At 73.2% G+C, this 13,041-nt stretch carries 15 protein-coding genes; 7 read left to right on the top strand and 8 right to left on the bottom strand.

Annotated features, from left to right (window positions below):
* The first annotated feature begins 8 nt into the window (after positions 1-8).
* The 3 genes from E0H26_RS03760 (at position 9) to E0H26_RS03750 (ending at position 3,129) form a co-directional block, all read left to right on the top strand.
* Positions 9-1,292 carry a magnesium transporter MgtE N-terminal domain-containing protein gene (locus tag E0H26_RS03760; RefSeq protein WP_131300835.1) on the top strand — a complete coding sequence of 428 codons (1,284 nt, stop codon included), beginning with the start codon at positions 9-11 and terminating at the stop codon, positions 1,290-1,292.
* Positions 1,285-1,914 carry a DUF1003 domain-containing protein gene (locus tag E0H26_RS03755; protein WP_131300833.1) on the top strand — a complete coding sequence of 210 codons (630 nt, stop codon included), beginning with the start codon at positions 1,285-1,287 and terminating at the stop codon, positions 1,912-1,914. Before E0H26_RS03760 ends, E0H26_RS03755 begins: the two co-directional genes overlap by 8 nt.
* 66 nt (positions 1,915-1,980) lie before the next feature.
* Positions 1,981-3,129: an Mrp/NBP35 family ATP-binding protein gene (locus tag E0H26_RS03750; RefSeq protein ID WP_131300831.1), complete on the top strand. Its 1,149-nt coding sequence runs from the start codon at positions 1,981-1,983 to the stop codon at positions 3,127-3,129.
* 108 nt (positions 3,130-3,237) lie between these two features.
* On the opposite strand, the gene E0H26_RS03745 is transcribed toward E0H26_RS03750, so the two are convergent.
* On the bottom strand, positions 3,238-3,663 hold the full coding sequence (locus tag E0H26_RS03745; RefSeq protein ID WP_131300829.1) for a twin-arginine translocase TatA/TatE family subunit: 426 nt from the start codon (positions 3,661-3,663) through the stop codon (positions 3,238-3,240).
* A gap of 71 nt (positions 3,664-3,734) precedes the next feature.
* On the bottom strand, positions 3,735-5,057 hold the full coding sequence (locus E0H26_RS03740) for a S1C family serine protease (protein WP_131300827.1): 1,323 nt from the start codon (positions 5,055-5,057) through the stop codon (positions 3,735-3,737).
* A gap of 260 nt (positions 5,058-5,317) precedes the next feature.
* Between E0H26_RS03740 and E0H26_RS03735 the strand changes: the two genes are divergently transcribed.
* The gene (locus E0H26_RS03735) at positions 5,318-5,926 is read left to right on the top strand and encodes an O-methyltransferase (RefSeq protein ID WP_131300825.1); all 609 of its coding nucleotides are present in this window, start codon (positions 5,318-5,320) and stop codon (positions 5,924-5,926) included.
* Between the two features lie 7 nt (positions 5,927-5,933).
* On the opposite strand, the gene E0H26_RS03730 is transcribed toward E0H26_RS03735, so the two are convergent.
* Positions 5,934-7,400 carry a leucyl aminopeptidase family protein gene (locus E0H26_RS03730; protein WP_131300824.1) on the bottom strand — a complete coding sequence of 489 codons (1,467 nt, stop codon included), beginning with the start codon at positions 7,398-7,400 and terminating at the stop codon, positions 5,934-5,936.
* A 170-nt stretch (positions 7,401-7,570) separates the two neighbouring features.
* A complete protein-coding gene (locus E0H26_RS03725; RefSeq protein ID WP_013283866.1) occupies positions 7,571-7,738 on the bottom strand; it encodes a DUF3117 domain-containing protein in 168 nt (55 codons plus the stop codon).
* Positions 7,739-7,928: 190 nt separating this feature from the next.
* Between E0H26_RS03725 and E0H26_RS03720 the strand changes: the two genes are divergently transcribed.
* Together E0H26_RS03720 and E0H26_RS03715 are read left to right on the top strand one after the other, a co-directional pair.
* Positions 7,929-8,753: a PaaX family transcriptional regulator gene (locus E0H26_RS03720; RefSeq protein ID WP_131300823.1), complete on the top strand. Its 825-nt coding sequence runs from the start codon at positions 7,929-7,931 to the stop codon at positions 8,751-8,753.
* Complete coding sequence (locus tag E0H26_RS03715; protein WP_131300822.1) at positions 8,750-9,541, top strand: enoyl-CoA hydratase-related protein; 792 nt, start codon at positions 8,750-8,752, stop codon at positions 9,539-9,541. The genes E0H26_RS03720 and E0H26_RS03715 overlap by 4 nt, the downstream gene beginning before the upstream one ends.
* A gap of 45 nt (positions 9,542-9,586) precedes the next feature.
* On the opposite strand, the gene E0H26_RS03710 is transcribed toward E0H26_RS03715, so the two are convergent.
* The 4 genes from E0H26_RS03710 to E0H26_RS03695 all read right to left on the bottom strand — a co-directional run bounded on the left by E0H26_RS03710 (position 9,587) and on the right by E0H26_RS03695 (position 12,028).
* On the bottom strand, positions 9,587-10,213 hold the full coding sequence (locus E0H26_RS03710) for a hypothetical protein (RefSeq protein WP_131300821.1): 627 nt from the start codon (positions 10,211-10,213) through the stop codon (positions 9,587-9,589).
* A gap of 12 nt (positions 10,214-10,225) precedes the next feature.
* Positions 10,226-10,804 carry a DNA-3-methyladenine glycosylase I gene (locus E0H26_RS03705; protein ID WP_131300819.1) on the bottom strand — a complete coding sequence of 193 codons (579 nt, stop codon included), beginning with the start codon at positions 10,802-10,804 and terminating at the stop codon, positions 10,226-10,228.
* 124 nt (positions 10,805-10,928) lie between these two features.
* Positions 10,929-11,426, bottom strand: a complete 498-nt coding sequence (locus E0H26_RS03700) for an SRPBCC family protein (protein WP_131300817.1) — start codon at positions 11,424-11,426, stop codon at positions 10,929-10,931.
* The gene (locus tag E0H26_RS03695) at positions 11,423-12,028 is read right to left on the bottom strand and encodes a DivIVA domain-containing protein (RefSeq protein ID WP_131300815.1); all 606 of its coding nucleotides are present in this window, start codon (positions 12,026-12,028) and stop codon (positions 11,423-11,425) included. Before E0H26_RS03695 ends, E0H26_RS03700 begins: the two co-directional genes overlap by 4 nt.
* Positions 12,029-12,170: 142 nt before the next feature.
* Between E0H26_RS03695 and folP the strand changes: the two genes are divergently transcribed.
* Positions 12,171-13,040, top strand: coding sequence for a dihydropteroate synthase (gene folP, locus E0H26_RS03690; protein WP_131300813.1), 870 nt, complete (start codon positions 12,171-12,173; stop codon positions 13,038-13,040).
* The last annotated feature ends 1 nt before the right edge of the window (position 13,041 follow it).

Below are 13,041 nucleotides of genomic sequence, written 5' to 3'. Positions count from 1 at the left end.
TGGTGCGCGTGAGCACGCCGACCCGGGTCTACATCGCCCGACTCGCCGGAGTCGCCGTCTTCGATCCCAACGGCGACCAGGTGGGCCGGGTCCGCGACGCGGTGGCCCGGCTGCGGCCGAGCCAGCGGCCACCCGAGGTGGTGGGTCTGGTCGCCGAGATGCCGATGCGCCGGCGCATCTTCCTCTCCATCAACCGGATCACCTCGATCGACGCCGACGCGATCGTGCTGGGCAGCGGCACGCTGAACCTGCGCCGGTTCGAGAAGCGCCCCAACGAGTTGCTGGTGCTCCAGGAGCTGCTGGACCGCCGGGTGCAGGTCGAACCGGACGGCCGGGCGGCGGCGGTGGTCGACGTGGCGATGGAGTGCAGCCGGGGCGGCGAGTGGTCGCTGACCCGGGTGGCCGTACGGGAGCAGACCGGCCGGCTCGCCCGCCGGGGCAATCTGCAGCAGGTCGGGTGGGACAACGTACGCGGGCTCAGTGGTGTCGCCGAGACCCGGGGTACGGCCAACCTGCTGGCCGTACTGGAGGACATGCGCCCGGCCGACCTGGCCAACGCCTTGCAGGACCTGCCCGACACCCGGCGCAACGAGGTCGCCGCGGCCCTGGACGACGAGCGGCTCGCCGACGTGCTGAGCGAGCTGCCCGAGCACGACCAGGTCGAGATCCTGGCCGCGCTGGACCGGGAGCGGGCTGCCGACATCCTGGAGGAGATGGACCCGGACGACGCCGCCGACCTGCTCGGCGAGCTGCCTCCACCGGAGCAGGACGTGCTGCTCGACCTGATGGAACCGGACGAGGCGGACTCGGTCCGGCAGCTGCTGAAGTACACCCCGGGCACGGCCGGCAGCGTGATGACCTCGGAGCCGGTCATCCTGCCGCCGGATGCCACCGTGGCGGAGGCGCTCGCCCGGATCCGGGAGCCGCAGCTCTCCCCGGCGGTGGCCGCCCAGGTGTTCGTGACCCGGGCGCCGATGGCCACGCCGACCGGCCGCTACCTGGGGATGGTCCACTTCCAGCGGCTGCTGCGTGAGCCGCCGGCCGATCTGCTCGGCGGGGTGGTGGTCAACGACATCGACCCGTTGCGCCCGACCACGCCCCTGCCGGAGATCACCCGCCGGATGGCCACCTACGATCTGGTGGCCATGCCGGTGATCGATCGGAACAACCGGCTGGTGGGCGCGGTCACCGTGGACGACGTGCTGGACCATTCGCTGCCCCGGGACTGGCGGGACCGCGATGCGGTGCTGAGCACGGCTTCCGACCCGGCGGCGGAGGGTACGGATGTCTGAGCAACGTCGGGCGGAGCGGCTGGACCTGCCCCGCGAGCCCCGGGGGCTGAAGCTGCCCCGGGTCGACCAGGAGACCTTCGGCCGCTGGGCCGAGGGGATCGCCCGTGGCATGGGCACGGCGAACTTCATCGTCTACATGACGCTGGTGATCGGCGCCTGGTTCGCCTGGAACACCCTGGCGCCGGCGGGGATGCGGTTCGACCCGTACACCTTCACGTTCCTGACGTTGGTGCTCTCGATCCAGGCCTCGTACGCGGCTCCGCTGATCCTGCTGGCGCAGAACCGCCAGGCGGACCGGGATCGGATCGCGTTGGACGAGGACCGGCGCCGGGCGACCATGCAGAAGGCCGACACGGAGTACCTGGCCCGGGAGATCGCGGCGCTGCGGATCGCGCTGGGCGAGGTGGCGACGCGGGACTTCGTCCGTTCGGAGCTGTCCCGGCTGGCCGAGGAGTTGGACGAGGCGGCGCAGCGCCGGCAACGCCTGGAGCGGCGGCAGCGGGAAGGCGCCGCCGCGCGGGGTGGCGGCGACGGCCTCGACGAGCCCCGCGACGAGTTGGACGGCGATCATCCGGAGGGCGGCCGGCGCGACACCGGCACCCCGCATCGCCCGGAAACCTGATCGAATCGCTCACAACCGCCGCCGCTGACGCCGGTGCCGGATGCCGGCCGACGTAACATTGCGGCCATGTCAGCACCCGTCAGCACCGTCAACGACGCTGTTCAGGCCGCCCTGGCCACGGTCAACGACCCGGAGATCCGCCGGCCGATCACCGAACTCGGCATGGTCCGCTCCGCCGAGGTCGGCGAGGACGGTGTGGTCCGGGTCGAGCTGCTGCTCACCGTGGCCGGCTGCCCGCTGAAGGACAAGCTGCGCGCCGACATCACCGCCGCGGTGAGCGCGGTGAGCGGGGTCACCGGCGTCGAGATCGACTTCGGCGTGATGAGCCCCGAGCAGCGCCAGAACCTCCAGGCGAAGCTACGCGGCGGCGGCGCGACCGAGGAGCCGGTCATCCCGTTCGCCCAGCCCGGTTCGCGGACCCGGGTGTACGCGGTGGCCAGCGGCAAGGGTGGCGTGGGCAAGTCCAGCGTGACGGTGAACCTGGCCGCGGCGCTGGCCGCCCGGGGCCTGTCGGTCGGCGTTGTCGACGCGGACATCTACGGGCACTCGGTGCCCCGGATGCTCGGCGCGGACGGCCGTCCCACCCGGGTCGAGGACATGATCATGCCGCCGCAGGCGCACGGCGTGAAGGTCATCTCGATCGGCATGTTCACCGCCGGCAACGCCGCCGTGGTCTGGCGCGGGCCGATGCTGCACCGGGCGTTGCAGCAGTTCCTCGCCGACGTCTACTGGGGCGACCTGGACGTGCTCCTGCTCGACCTGCCGCCGGGCACCGGCGACGTGGCCATCTCCCTGGCCCAACTGCTGCCCAACGCCGAGATCCTGGTGGTCACCACGCCGCAGGCCGCCGCCGCCGAGGTGGCCGAGCGGGCCGGCGCGATCGCCCTACAGACCCACCAGCGGGTGGTCGGCGTGATCGAGAACATGTCCTGGCTGGAGCTGCCGGACGGCACCCGGATGGAGATCTTCGGCGCCGGTGGTGGTCAGACCGTGGCCGACTCGCTGACCCAGACCATCGGCGCGCAGGTGCCCCTGCTCGGCCAGGTGCCGCTGGACACCCGGGTCCGCGAGGCCGGCGACGAGGGAAACCCGATCGTGCTCGCCGCGCCGGACTCCCCGGCGGCGAAGGCCCTGGGCCAGGTCGCCGACCGGCTCGCGGTGCGCCGCGAGTCACTGCTCGGCAAGCCGCTGGGCCTCAAGCCGTCCGGCCGCTGACCGGCCCACTACCGGCAGAACCACCACGCCGCCCATCCCCTACCGGGGTGGGCGGCGATTTGGCGTTCCTCGGCTCCGGCGTGACCTGGCTGGTCGCCGTCCGCGCGGTCAGGTGACCTCGTCGTATCCGGTGGCACGCGGCGCCGGAGCGGCGGCGGCCGGCGACGAGCCGGTCGAGGAGGAGCGGCCGGTACGCGGATCCGCCGTGGCGGCCACGTCCTTGATGTCCTTCTGCACGCTGCTGACGTCCGCCCGGAGGTCGTCGTACATGCCCTGCAGCGGCTTGCGGATCGCCTGCTCGTCCTCCTCGCTGATCAGGTGCTTGCGGATGAACGCCTTCGGGTGCAGGTCCTCCAGCTGGATGTCGGTGCCGAGTTCCTTGCTCAGGTCGGTGGTGGCATTGCGGGCCATGGTGCGCAGGTTGCGCACCATCCGCAGCCCGTCGGCGATCACCGCCGGCAGCCGGTCACCGAAGATCAGCAGCGCCAGCAGCAGCAGCGCGCCGACCTCCCACACGTTCAGGTTCTCGAACACCCTGGGGCCTCCTCACCGGGCTACGCAGCAAGAGTACGCACGTCACCGGCGCGCCAGAAGAGGGCGCGAGGTCACTTCGCGTCCGCCGCGAGGGTCACCGAGGTGTTCTGCCGGCTGGAACCCCGGCGGTACTCGACCGTCACCACCGAGCCGGGGGCGTACTTGCGGACCAGGGCGATCAGGTCGGTCGGCTCGGTCATCGGCCGGCCGTTGAGTCGCAGGATCACGTCACCGGCCCGTAGGCCCGCGCCGTCGGCCGGACCGGACGGCTCGACGGCCGCCAGGCGTACGCCGGAGCCGTTGGTGTTGGAACCAGGTCCACCGACCTGGGCGCCGATCACCGTACGCCGGGCCTTGCCGGTGCCGATGATCTCCTGGGTGATCCGCTTGGCCTGGTTGATCGGGATGGCGAAGGCGAGCCCGATGTTGCCGGCCTCCTGTCCCTCGGCCACCAGCGACTTGATCGTGGAGTTGACGCCGATCACCCGCCCGGCCGCGTCGACCAGCGGCCCGCCCGAGTTGCCGTGGTTGACCGCGGCGTCGGTCTGGATGGCCGCGTAGTAGCGCGTCGGGCCGCCCGGCTCGCCGGCCTGCATCGTCCGGTCCAGCGCGCTGACGATGCCGGCGGTGACCGTGTTGGCCAGCGACAGCGGCGAACCGATGGCCAACACCGGGTCGCCCACCGCGAGCGCGTCGGAGTCACCGAACTCGACCGGACGCAGCCCGCTGCGGGTGACCTTGATCACTGCGATGTCGGACTCCTCGTCCTGCCCCACCACGGTTGCCGACGCGGTACTGCCGTCGTTGAAGACCACCGACGCCTTGCCGGTGCCACCGGCCACCACGTGATCGTTGGTGATCACGTGTCCGTCGGCGCTGGCGATGAATCCGGAGCCCTCGCTGGTGCCACCCACCCCCGCCACCCGGACGGTGACCACGCTGGGCAGGACCCGCTCGGCAACCCCGGCCAACGATTCCGGGGCACGTTGGGCGAGCGTCGGCACCGGCCCCGGCGCGGCACCGAGCACCGTGCCGGCGGCGCCGCCCCGCACCGCGAAGGCATAGCCGAGCGCACCGCCGAGAGTGCCGGCGAGCAGGGCGGTGATCAGGGGGATGAGCAGCATCTGGTGCAGTTTGGGGCGCCCGGGCGCATCCGGGTCGGTGACCGGTTCCGGCTCGGTTCCTGGTACCGGCGCGGCCGGAATCACCACCGCCGTCGGGGCGTTCGGATCCCGCCACGGGTCGGCGAGCGCGTCCGACCACCACGGCGAGGCCGCCGGCTGGCCGCCGTACGGCGATGTCGTCGGTGATCCTCCCGGCGGGTGTCCGGGCCCCGGCTGCCCCGCCGGTACGCCGCTCGCGCCGGGCTGGCGCCAGTCCCAGCCGTCGGTCACTCGGTGCCTCCCAGTCCGTCCCCGGTATCCACGATCCGCGATGGATGCCGCCGGACGTGCGGTCGACGGGATACCGCTTCCAGGATTGCACGGATGTGCCGTGCGGGGTCAGCGGTTGTCACTGCGGGTGGGTGCCCGGCTGCGCCCGTGGCGGGCCGCCTCTAGAGTCACAGTGCCCACCCGCCCCGCGCTTCACGCTTGCTGCCCGGAGGTGTCCCATCGCCACGGTCGCTGGTTCCGGCAGTTCGGCGAACCCGGCGTTGCACTTCGCCGAGTCGTACGTCACGGAGGACCTCGTCCTGCGGACCGCGCGCAGCCTGGCCAACGAGGTCGGTCTTGAGGCGGTCACCCCGGGCGCGGGTGCCACGTTGCGCCTGCTCGCCGCCGCCGGCAACGCCCGCGCGGTGGTCGAGATCGGCACCGGCACCGGAGTCAGCGGCGTCTGGCTGTTGCGCGGCATGCGTGCCGACGGTGTGCTCACCACCATCGACGTCGAGGTGGAGCACCAGCGCATCGCCCGACGCATCTTCACCGAGGCCGGCTTCGTCGCCGGCCGGACGCGGATCATCACCGGTCGGGCGCTGGACGTCCTCCCCCGGCTCGCGGACGGCGCGTACGACCTGGTCTTCGTCGACGCCGAGGCGACCGGCTTCACCGCCTGCGTGGACGCCGCGCTGCGGCTGCTGCGGCCCGGGGGTGTGCTGGTGCTCAACGGCGCGCTGGCCGGCGGCCGGATCGGCGACCCGGCGGCCCGCGACGCGGAGACGGTGACGGTGCGCGAGACGGTCAAGGCCATTCGGGAGTCGGAGCACTGGATCCCGGCGGTGCTGCCGGTCGGCCACGGCCTGCTGGCCGCGGTCCGGTGCTGAGCCCCGGTCAGGAGAGCGTGGCCAGCCAACGCAGCAGGCCGCGTACGCCCCAACCGGTCGCCCCACGGGTCAACTCGGCGTCGTCGCGCTCGCACCAGGAGGGCGCCGACATGTCGATGTGCAGCCAGTGCTCGCGCAGTGCGCCGGTGAACTCGCGCAGGTAGAGCGCGGCCAGCACGGAACCGGCGCCCTGGGTCGGTGCGCTGTGCAGGTCGGCCAGGTCGCTGCCGAGGTGCTCGACGTAGTCGGCCGGCAGCGGCATCCGCCAGGCGGCCTCGCCGGCCGCGTCGATGGCGGCCAGCACGTCGCTGGCCAGTTGGTCGTTGTCGCTGTACAGGGCACCGGTACGGGTGCCGAGCGCGACGGCGTTCGCGCCGGTCAGGGTGGCCAGGTCGATCAGCAGGTCGGGCTTGAGTTCCTGGACCGCGTACGCCATCGCGTCGGCGAGCACCAGCCGCCCCTCGGCGTCGGAGTTCGTCGTCTCGCTGGTCAGCCCGCCGTAGTGCCGGACGATGTCGCCGGGCCGGAACGCGCCACCGCTGACCATGTTCTCGGCCAGCGGGGCGAGCGTGGTGATCCGTACGGGCAGCCGCAGCGCCGCCGCACCGAGGGTCGCCGCCACGACGGCCGCCGCACCGGCCATGTCCTTGCGCATCAGCTTCATGGCCGGCACCGGCTTGATCGAGATGCCGCCGGTGTCGAAGGTGATGCCCTTGCCGACCAGCACCACGTGGGTACTGGCCCCGGCCGGCTGCCAGTCCAGCTCGACCAGGCGGGGGCCGCTGGCCGAGCCGCCGCCGACGGCGAGGATCCCGCCGAAGCCCTCGGCGGCCAACTCCTCGGGCTCACGCACCCGCAGCCGCAGGCCGGGCAGGTCAGCGGCGGCCTCGGCGACCTGGCTGGCGAACCACTGGGGGTTCTTCACCGACGAGGGGGTGTTGGTGAGGTCGCGGGCCAGCCGGGTCATCCGGGCGGTCGTGCGGGCCTGCTCCACCGCCTGCTGCCCGGCGTCGGGCTCGGCCACCGCCAGGTCCACGCCGGTCAGTGCGGGAGCCTCGGCGTCGGCCGCCAACCGGTACCGGTACGAGCCCAGCAGCAGCCCTTCGACCAGCCCACGGACCGCCTCCGGTGACCCGCCGACCGGCAGCGCCACTGTGAGATGGGTCTCATCCTTGGCCGCCCGAGCCAGCGCCGCTCCGGCCGCCCGCCACGCCGACTCGTCGCCGTCACCGACCCCGACCAGCAGTAGCCGGCCCGGGGCGGCGCCCGGTCGCAGCTGCCGGTGCACCTCACCGGCCCGACCGGTCAGCCCGGCCATCGGGGCCAGCGCGGTGGCCTCGTCGACGACCCCGACGGGCAACGCCACGTCGGTCGGGACCGGTTCGGCCGCGGCGCCGTCGCCGGCACCCGGTCGCAGGGGCAGGGCCACGGCGCCGAGCCGGTCCGGCTCGGCGGTCAGACGGATGGCGAGCACGCGGAGCCGTACCTCCAGAAGAAGATCGCGGATCGAATCGCCCGCGAGATGGTGTGAAGGCCCTGAGCCACCGGCTGGACCGGTGGCTCAGGGCATGGGCGCGGCTCCAGGAGACACGCCCCAAACGAACCGTCCGCGGCGGCGAGCGTCGCCAACGCAACCGGCCTTGTTCAGCCAGCTGCCGCCTTCAGCGCGTCACCGAGCGCCGTCGCCTCGTCGGGAGTCATCTCGACGACGAGCCGGCCACCGCCCTCCAGCGGGACCCGCATGACGATGCCCCGGCCCTCCTTGGTGACTTCCAGCGGACCGTCGCCCGTCCGCGGCTTCATCGCCGCCATGTTGTCTCCCCTCAGACCTACACCAGGGTCGGTGGGTTGCCCCACAGCCACTTCGCCATGACCACCCGCAACTTGCACGGGGGTGTCGACCAACGATTTTCCCTGATGAACACCGCCGGACCCAAACCGAAGCAGCATTGATGTAACAGCATCTAGCTTATCCCGAGATGGCCTGTCACAATGTGCGGTCATGCAGGCACGGTCGGCACTATTCGACCTGTACGGCGACCACCTCCGGCCCCGGGGTGGCCGGGCACCGGTTGCTGCCCTGGTCAAGCTCCTCGCGCCGCTCGGGATTGCCCCACCGGCCGTTCGCACGGCGGTGTCCCGCATGGTGCGACAGGGCTGGCTCGAACCGGTCAAACTGATGTCCGGACCGGGCTATTCGATCACGCCGAAGGCGGCCCGCCGACTCGACGAGGCGGCCTCCCGGATCTACCGCACCGGTCGGGTCGCCTGGGACGGGCGATTCGATCTGCTGGTGCTCGACGCGCCGTCCGCGCGGCGGGACCGGCAGCGCCTCTCCGCGAACCTCCGCTACCTCGGCTACGGCACGTTGGACGAGCAGACCTGGGTGGCCACCCGCCCCGGCGAGGACGTCGACCTGCTGCTGGACGAGGCGGGCGTACGCTTCGAGCGGTTCAGCGCCGCGCACGCCGCCGGCACCCCCGGCGCCATGGGCCTGGTCCGTCGGGCCTGGGACCTGGCCGAGATCGGCCGGGCGTACGAGCAGTTCGTCGCCGAACAGCGCGCCCTGCTGACCGGGATCACCGCCCGTAGCTGCGACGAGGACGCGTACGCGGCCCGGTTCCGGCTGGTGCACGCATGGCGTACCTTCCTCTTCCGGGACCCGCAGCTGCCCCCGGCGCTGCTGCCCGAACGCTGGCCCGGCACCGCCGCGGCCAGCTTCTTCGACCGGCACGCGGCCCGACTCCGGCCGGCCGCGGACCGGTACGTCGAGCAGTGCCTCGACGGTGGTAACCGGATGATCCGACCGAAGGAACGCCAGACGTGACCGAGCCACTGCTCGTCGACCGCACCGACGCTGTCGCGACCCTGACCCTGAACCGCCCATCGGCGATGAACTCGCTCGACGTGGCGCTCAAGGAGGCGCTTCGGGACACTCTCGCCGAGTTGGAGACCGACCGGAGCTGCCGGGCGGTCGTCCTGGCCGGCGCCGGCGGATCGTTCTGCGCGGGACAGGATCTGCGCGAGCACGTGGCCACCCTCGAATCGGGCGCCGGCAACCCGCTGGACACCGTGCAGGCGCACTACAACCCGATCGCCGCCCGGCTGGCCAACCTGCCCAAGCCGGTGGTGGCCGCGGTCCGTGGCATGGCCGCCGGGGCCGGCGCCTCGCTGGCGTTCCTGGCCGACTTCCGCATCGGTGGGCCGTCGACCAGCTTCCTGATGGCGTTCGCCAAGGTCGGGCTCGCCGCCGACACCGGCGCGTCCTGGACGCTGCCCCGGCTGGTCGGCCACGCCAAGGCCGTCGAGTTGCTGATGCTGGCCGAGCCGGTCCGCGCCGACGAGGCGTGCCGGCTGGGGCTGCTCAACCGGATGGTGGACGACGACGAGGGCGTGCTGCCGGCCGCCCAGGAACTCGCCGCCCGGCTCGCCGCCGGCCCGACCGTGGCGTACGGCGCGATCAAGCGTCAGCTCTCCGTCGCCGACGCCGGCACCCTGGCCGACGCGCTGGCCGCCGAGGCGCAGGCGCAGGCGATCTGCGGCGGCACCACCGACCACCGCGCCGCCACCATGGCCTTCGTCAACAAGCAGCGGCCGGTCTTCGAGGGCCGCTGAGCCGCGCTGCCCCGCTAGCTGAGAGTGCCGCCGGCCGGCGGGGGATCAGTCGTCCTCTTCGGGATCCTGGTTCGCCTCGGCGCCGAGCACGAACGCCTGCATGGCCAGCTCGTCACCGGAGGGCGAGACGAACGCGGGCAGCTCCCGGGGGCCCAGCTCCTGCACGTACGCCCAGAACAGGCGGACCGCCTCGGCCGGTGAGTCGGCCTCGATCGGCAGATCCAGGCTGACCAGCCAGTTGCTTCGCTGCGGGGGCGGGCCGAGCCGGTCGACCAACGCCCGGAAGGTCCCCGCGTCGAGCGCGGTCACCGGGCCGCCGAGGGCGAGCGCGTCGGCCGGCACCGGCTCGTCGAAGGCCCGCCGGGTGTACGCCACCACCAGCGCCTCGGGCCCCCGGTCGGACTGCGGGTCGTCCGGATCCTCGGGACGCCGGGCCGTCGGCGCGGTCACCCGGCCCACGGCCACCAGCCGGGGCGGTTCGTCGGCCAGCACCGCGACCTGGTCACCGGGGCGAGGCAGGGCGGTGACGTCGGCCAGCCCGGTCAGCTCCAGCGTGTCGTGGTGCACGAGTCGTTCGGCGTCGAACCGGCCGGCGGGCAGGAGCACCGCCCAGGTGCCCGTACCGTCGATCTGGCTCGCCCCGCCCACCCGGGGTGCGGTGTCGGTCGTCATGCCGCTATCCCATCACGCCTCGCCCGGCGCTACGACGTGACAGCCCGCGAGGTGGTCGTCGACCATCCCGGTGGCCTGCATCAGCGCGTACGCCGTGGTCGGGCCGACGAACCGGAAGCCGCGCCGCTTGAGCGCCTTGGCCAGTGCCGTGGAGGCGTCGGTCAACGCCGGCACCTCGGCGTAGCTGGTTGGCCGGGGGCGGCTCGGCGGCGCGAAGGACCAGAGCAGCTCGGACAGGCCCTCGGGCAACTCCAGGGCGGCTCGCGCGTTCGCGATGGCTGCTTCGATCTTGGCGCGGTTACGGACGATGCCGGCGTCGCCGAGCAGCCGATCCACCTCGGTCTCGCCGTAGCCGGCCACCACGCTGATCCGGAAGTCGTCGAAGGCCCGCCGGAACGCCGGTCGCTTGCGCAGGATGGTCAGCCAGGACAGCCCGGACTGGAACGCCTCCAGCGTCATCCGTTCGTACAGGGCGTCGTCACCCCGCACCACGCGGCCCCACTCCTCGTCGTGGTAGACCGCGTAGTCAGCAGTGCCCGCACCCCAGCCGCAGCGGGGTAGCCCGTCGGCCCCGATCACCAGCTCAGTCACGTCGTCCAGGCTAGGCCCGCCCACCGACATGCCCACCGCCGCCGTCAGCGCCCGCCGTGTCGGTGCAGAACCGGCCCGTCGATGCAGGGCCGACCCGCGCCCGCCTTGGCGGTGCAGGACGGCCTCAGGGCAGGCGGCCCTGCTCGACCTGGCGGGCGAAGCGTCGTAGCGCCTGGGTCAGGCCGAACTTCGAGCCGGGCCAGAGCACCGGCCAGGCCACCCGGCCGGCGGGGCCGCCCGGCAGGTGGAACCACTCGTGCCAGACCACCTGGCTGCGCCCGCTCGCCAGCGGGGTGCAGCGCAGCACGCCGGGGCCCCGCAGCAGCGTGCCGCAGTGCACCACACCGATCTCGTACGGCGGGTCCACCCGGACCACCCGCATCCTGTCCCGCAGCACGGCCGGGCCGACCGAGGTGACCGCCTCGACCAGGCTGCCCTCGCCGCCGTCGCCCTCGACCACGCGCACCGTGGTGAACGGGATCCAGGCGGACTGCCGTTCCCAGGCGAGCAGCGCCGCGAAGACCTTCTCCGCCGGGGCGTCGACGATCACCGTGGCGGTGACCTCACCGGCGCCCCGCTGGGCCGCCTCGCGAAGGTCGTCCGACGCGCCCGGGTCGGTCACGGCGACTCCGCGCGGACCGCCGACGCCGGCCGTTCCTCCGCCGCGACGCGCTCCGGTTCGGCCGCCCCGTCTTCCGGCTTCGCCGCCACGCCGTCGGGTGCTGCCGCCGGGCCCTCCGGCGCTGCCGGCACGTCCTGCGGCTTCGCCGCCGTGCCGTCCGACTCGGTGTCGACCTCGTCGAGGTCGATGGTCACCGCGCCGTTGTTCGCCGCGTCGGCGTCGGCGGCCGGGCCCCGGGCCAGGCTGGCGGACTGCTCACGGGCACTGCGCAGGGCGTCGGCCTCGGCCGTCCGTCCCTCCCGCAGCGCGGTCACCTCTGCCTCCAGTACGCCGATCAGCTCGGTCTTGTACCCGATGTCGTAAGCCGCCCGGCGCAGCGCCTGGTCGACCTGGGCCATCCGGTACCCACGCAGCGCGGTGTCGAAGCGCACCTCACCCACGTCCGACTCGCGCAGTGGCCGGTCGCCGGGCAACGGCACCGCCCGCCCGTCCGCCTCGGTGGGCACCAGACCGGGATCCCGGCCGGTGGCCAACACCGTAACGCCGAACACCACCGCCGCTACGGTGACCGCCACGACCAGCAGGAGCAGAAGCTGACCCATGCCACTGATCGTGGCACGCCGGACGGCACGGGGCGACCCCCACCCGGCGCGGCGTACCGGACGAGGCTTGCGACCTGCGACCGGATAGCGTCACGGTGTCCGGCAGCGGGTCGCCGGCGGCGTACGGCATGAAGGAGGCGGCGTGTCCGGAGTGCTGCGGCTCGGTGGACGCACGTTCGGCCCCGACGAGCTGGTGGTGATGGCGATCGTCAACCGCACCCCGGACTCGTTCTTCGACCGGGGTGCGACGTTCGCCGCGGACAGCGCCCTGCGGGCCGTGGAACGGGCCGTGGACGAGGGCGCGGAGATCGTCGACATCGGCGGGGTGAAGGCCGGCCCCGGTGACGAGGTCGACGTCGCCGAGGAGATCCGCCGGACCGTCGACACGATCGCCGCCGTCCGGGCCGCCTTCCCCGAGGTGGTGATCTCGATCGACACCTGGCGGGCCGAGGTCGCGGTGGAGGCGGTGGCGGCCGGGGCGGACCTGCTCAACGACACCTGGTCGGGGGCGGACCCGGCGCTGGCCCGGGTCGCCGGCCGGACCGGCGCCGGCCTGGTCTGCTCGCACGCGGGCGGGCTCAGCCCGCGTACCCGCCCGCACCGGGCCGCCTTCGCCGACGTGGTGACCGACGTGGTGACGACGGTGACGGGCCTCGCCGAGCGTGCGGTGTCGCTGGGCGTACGCCCCGACGGGATCCTCATCGACCCGGCGCACGACTTCGGCAAGAACACCCGGCACTCGTTGGAGATCACCCGGCGGCTCGGCGAACTGGCCGCCACCGGTTGGCCGCTGCTGGTGGCCCTGTCGAACAAGGACTTCATCGGCGAGACGCTGGATCTGCCGGTCGCCGAACGGCTGGAGGGCACGCTGGCCGCCACCGCCGTCTCCGCCTGGCTGGGTGCCCGGGTCTTCCGCGCCCACCAGGTGCGTCAGACCCGCCGCGTGCTGGACATGGTCGCCAGCATCCAGGGCACCCGCCCACCGGTGCTGAGTCGCCGCGGGCTCGCCTGAA

Source organism: Micromonospora zingiberis, from assembly GCF_004331455.1.
In the GTDB taxonomy this organism is placed as follows: domain Bacteria; phylum Actinomycetota; class Actinomycetes; order Mycobacteriales; family Micromonosporaceae; genus Micromonospora; species Micromonospora zingiberis.
Note: the sequence above shows the minus strand (reverse complement) of the source record. Positions and strands in the feature narration are given on the sequence as shown.

Bases quoted from the DNA above. Each gene is read 5' to 3' on its own strand.
- E0H26_RS03725 (WP_013283866.1), bottom strand. From the start codon at position 7,738: ATGGCGGCGATGAAGCCGCGGACGGGCGACGGTCCGCTGGAAGTCACC.
- E0H26_RS03695 (WP_131300815.1), bottom strand. From the start codon at position 12,028: ATGGGTCAGCTTCTGCTCCTGCTGGTCGTGGCGGTCACCGTAGCGGCG.
- E0H26_RS03710 (WP_131300821.1), bottom strand. From the start codon at position 10,213: ATGACGACCGACACCGCACCCCGGGTGGGCGGGGCGAGCCAGATCGAC.
- E0H26_RS03720 (WP_131300823.1), top strand. From the start codon at position 7,929: ATGCAGGCACGGTCGGCACTATTCGACCTGTACGGCGACCACCTCCGG.
- E0H26_RS03750 (WP_131300831.1), top strand. From the start codon at position 1,981: ATGTCAGCACCCGTCAGCACCGTCAACGACGCTGTTCAGGCCGCCCTG.
- E0H26_RS03755 (WP_131300833.1), top strand. From the start codon at position 1,285: ATGTCTGAGCAACGTCGGGCGGAGCGGCTGGACCTGCCCCGCGAGCCC.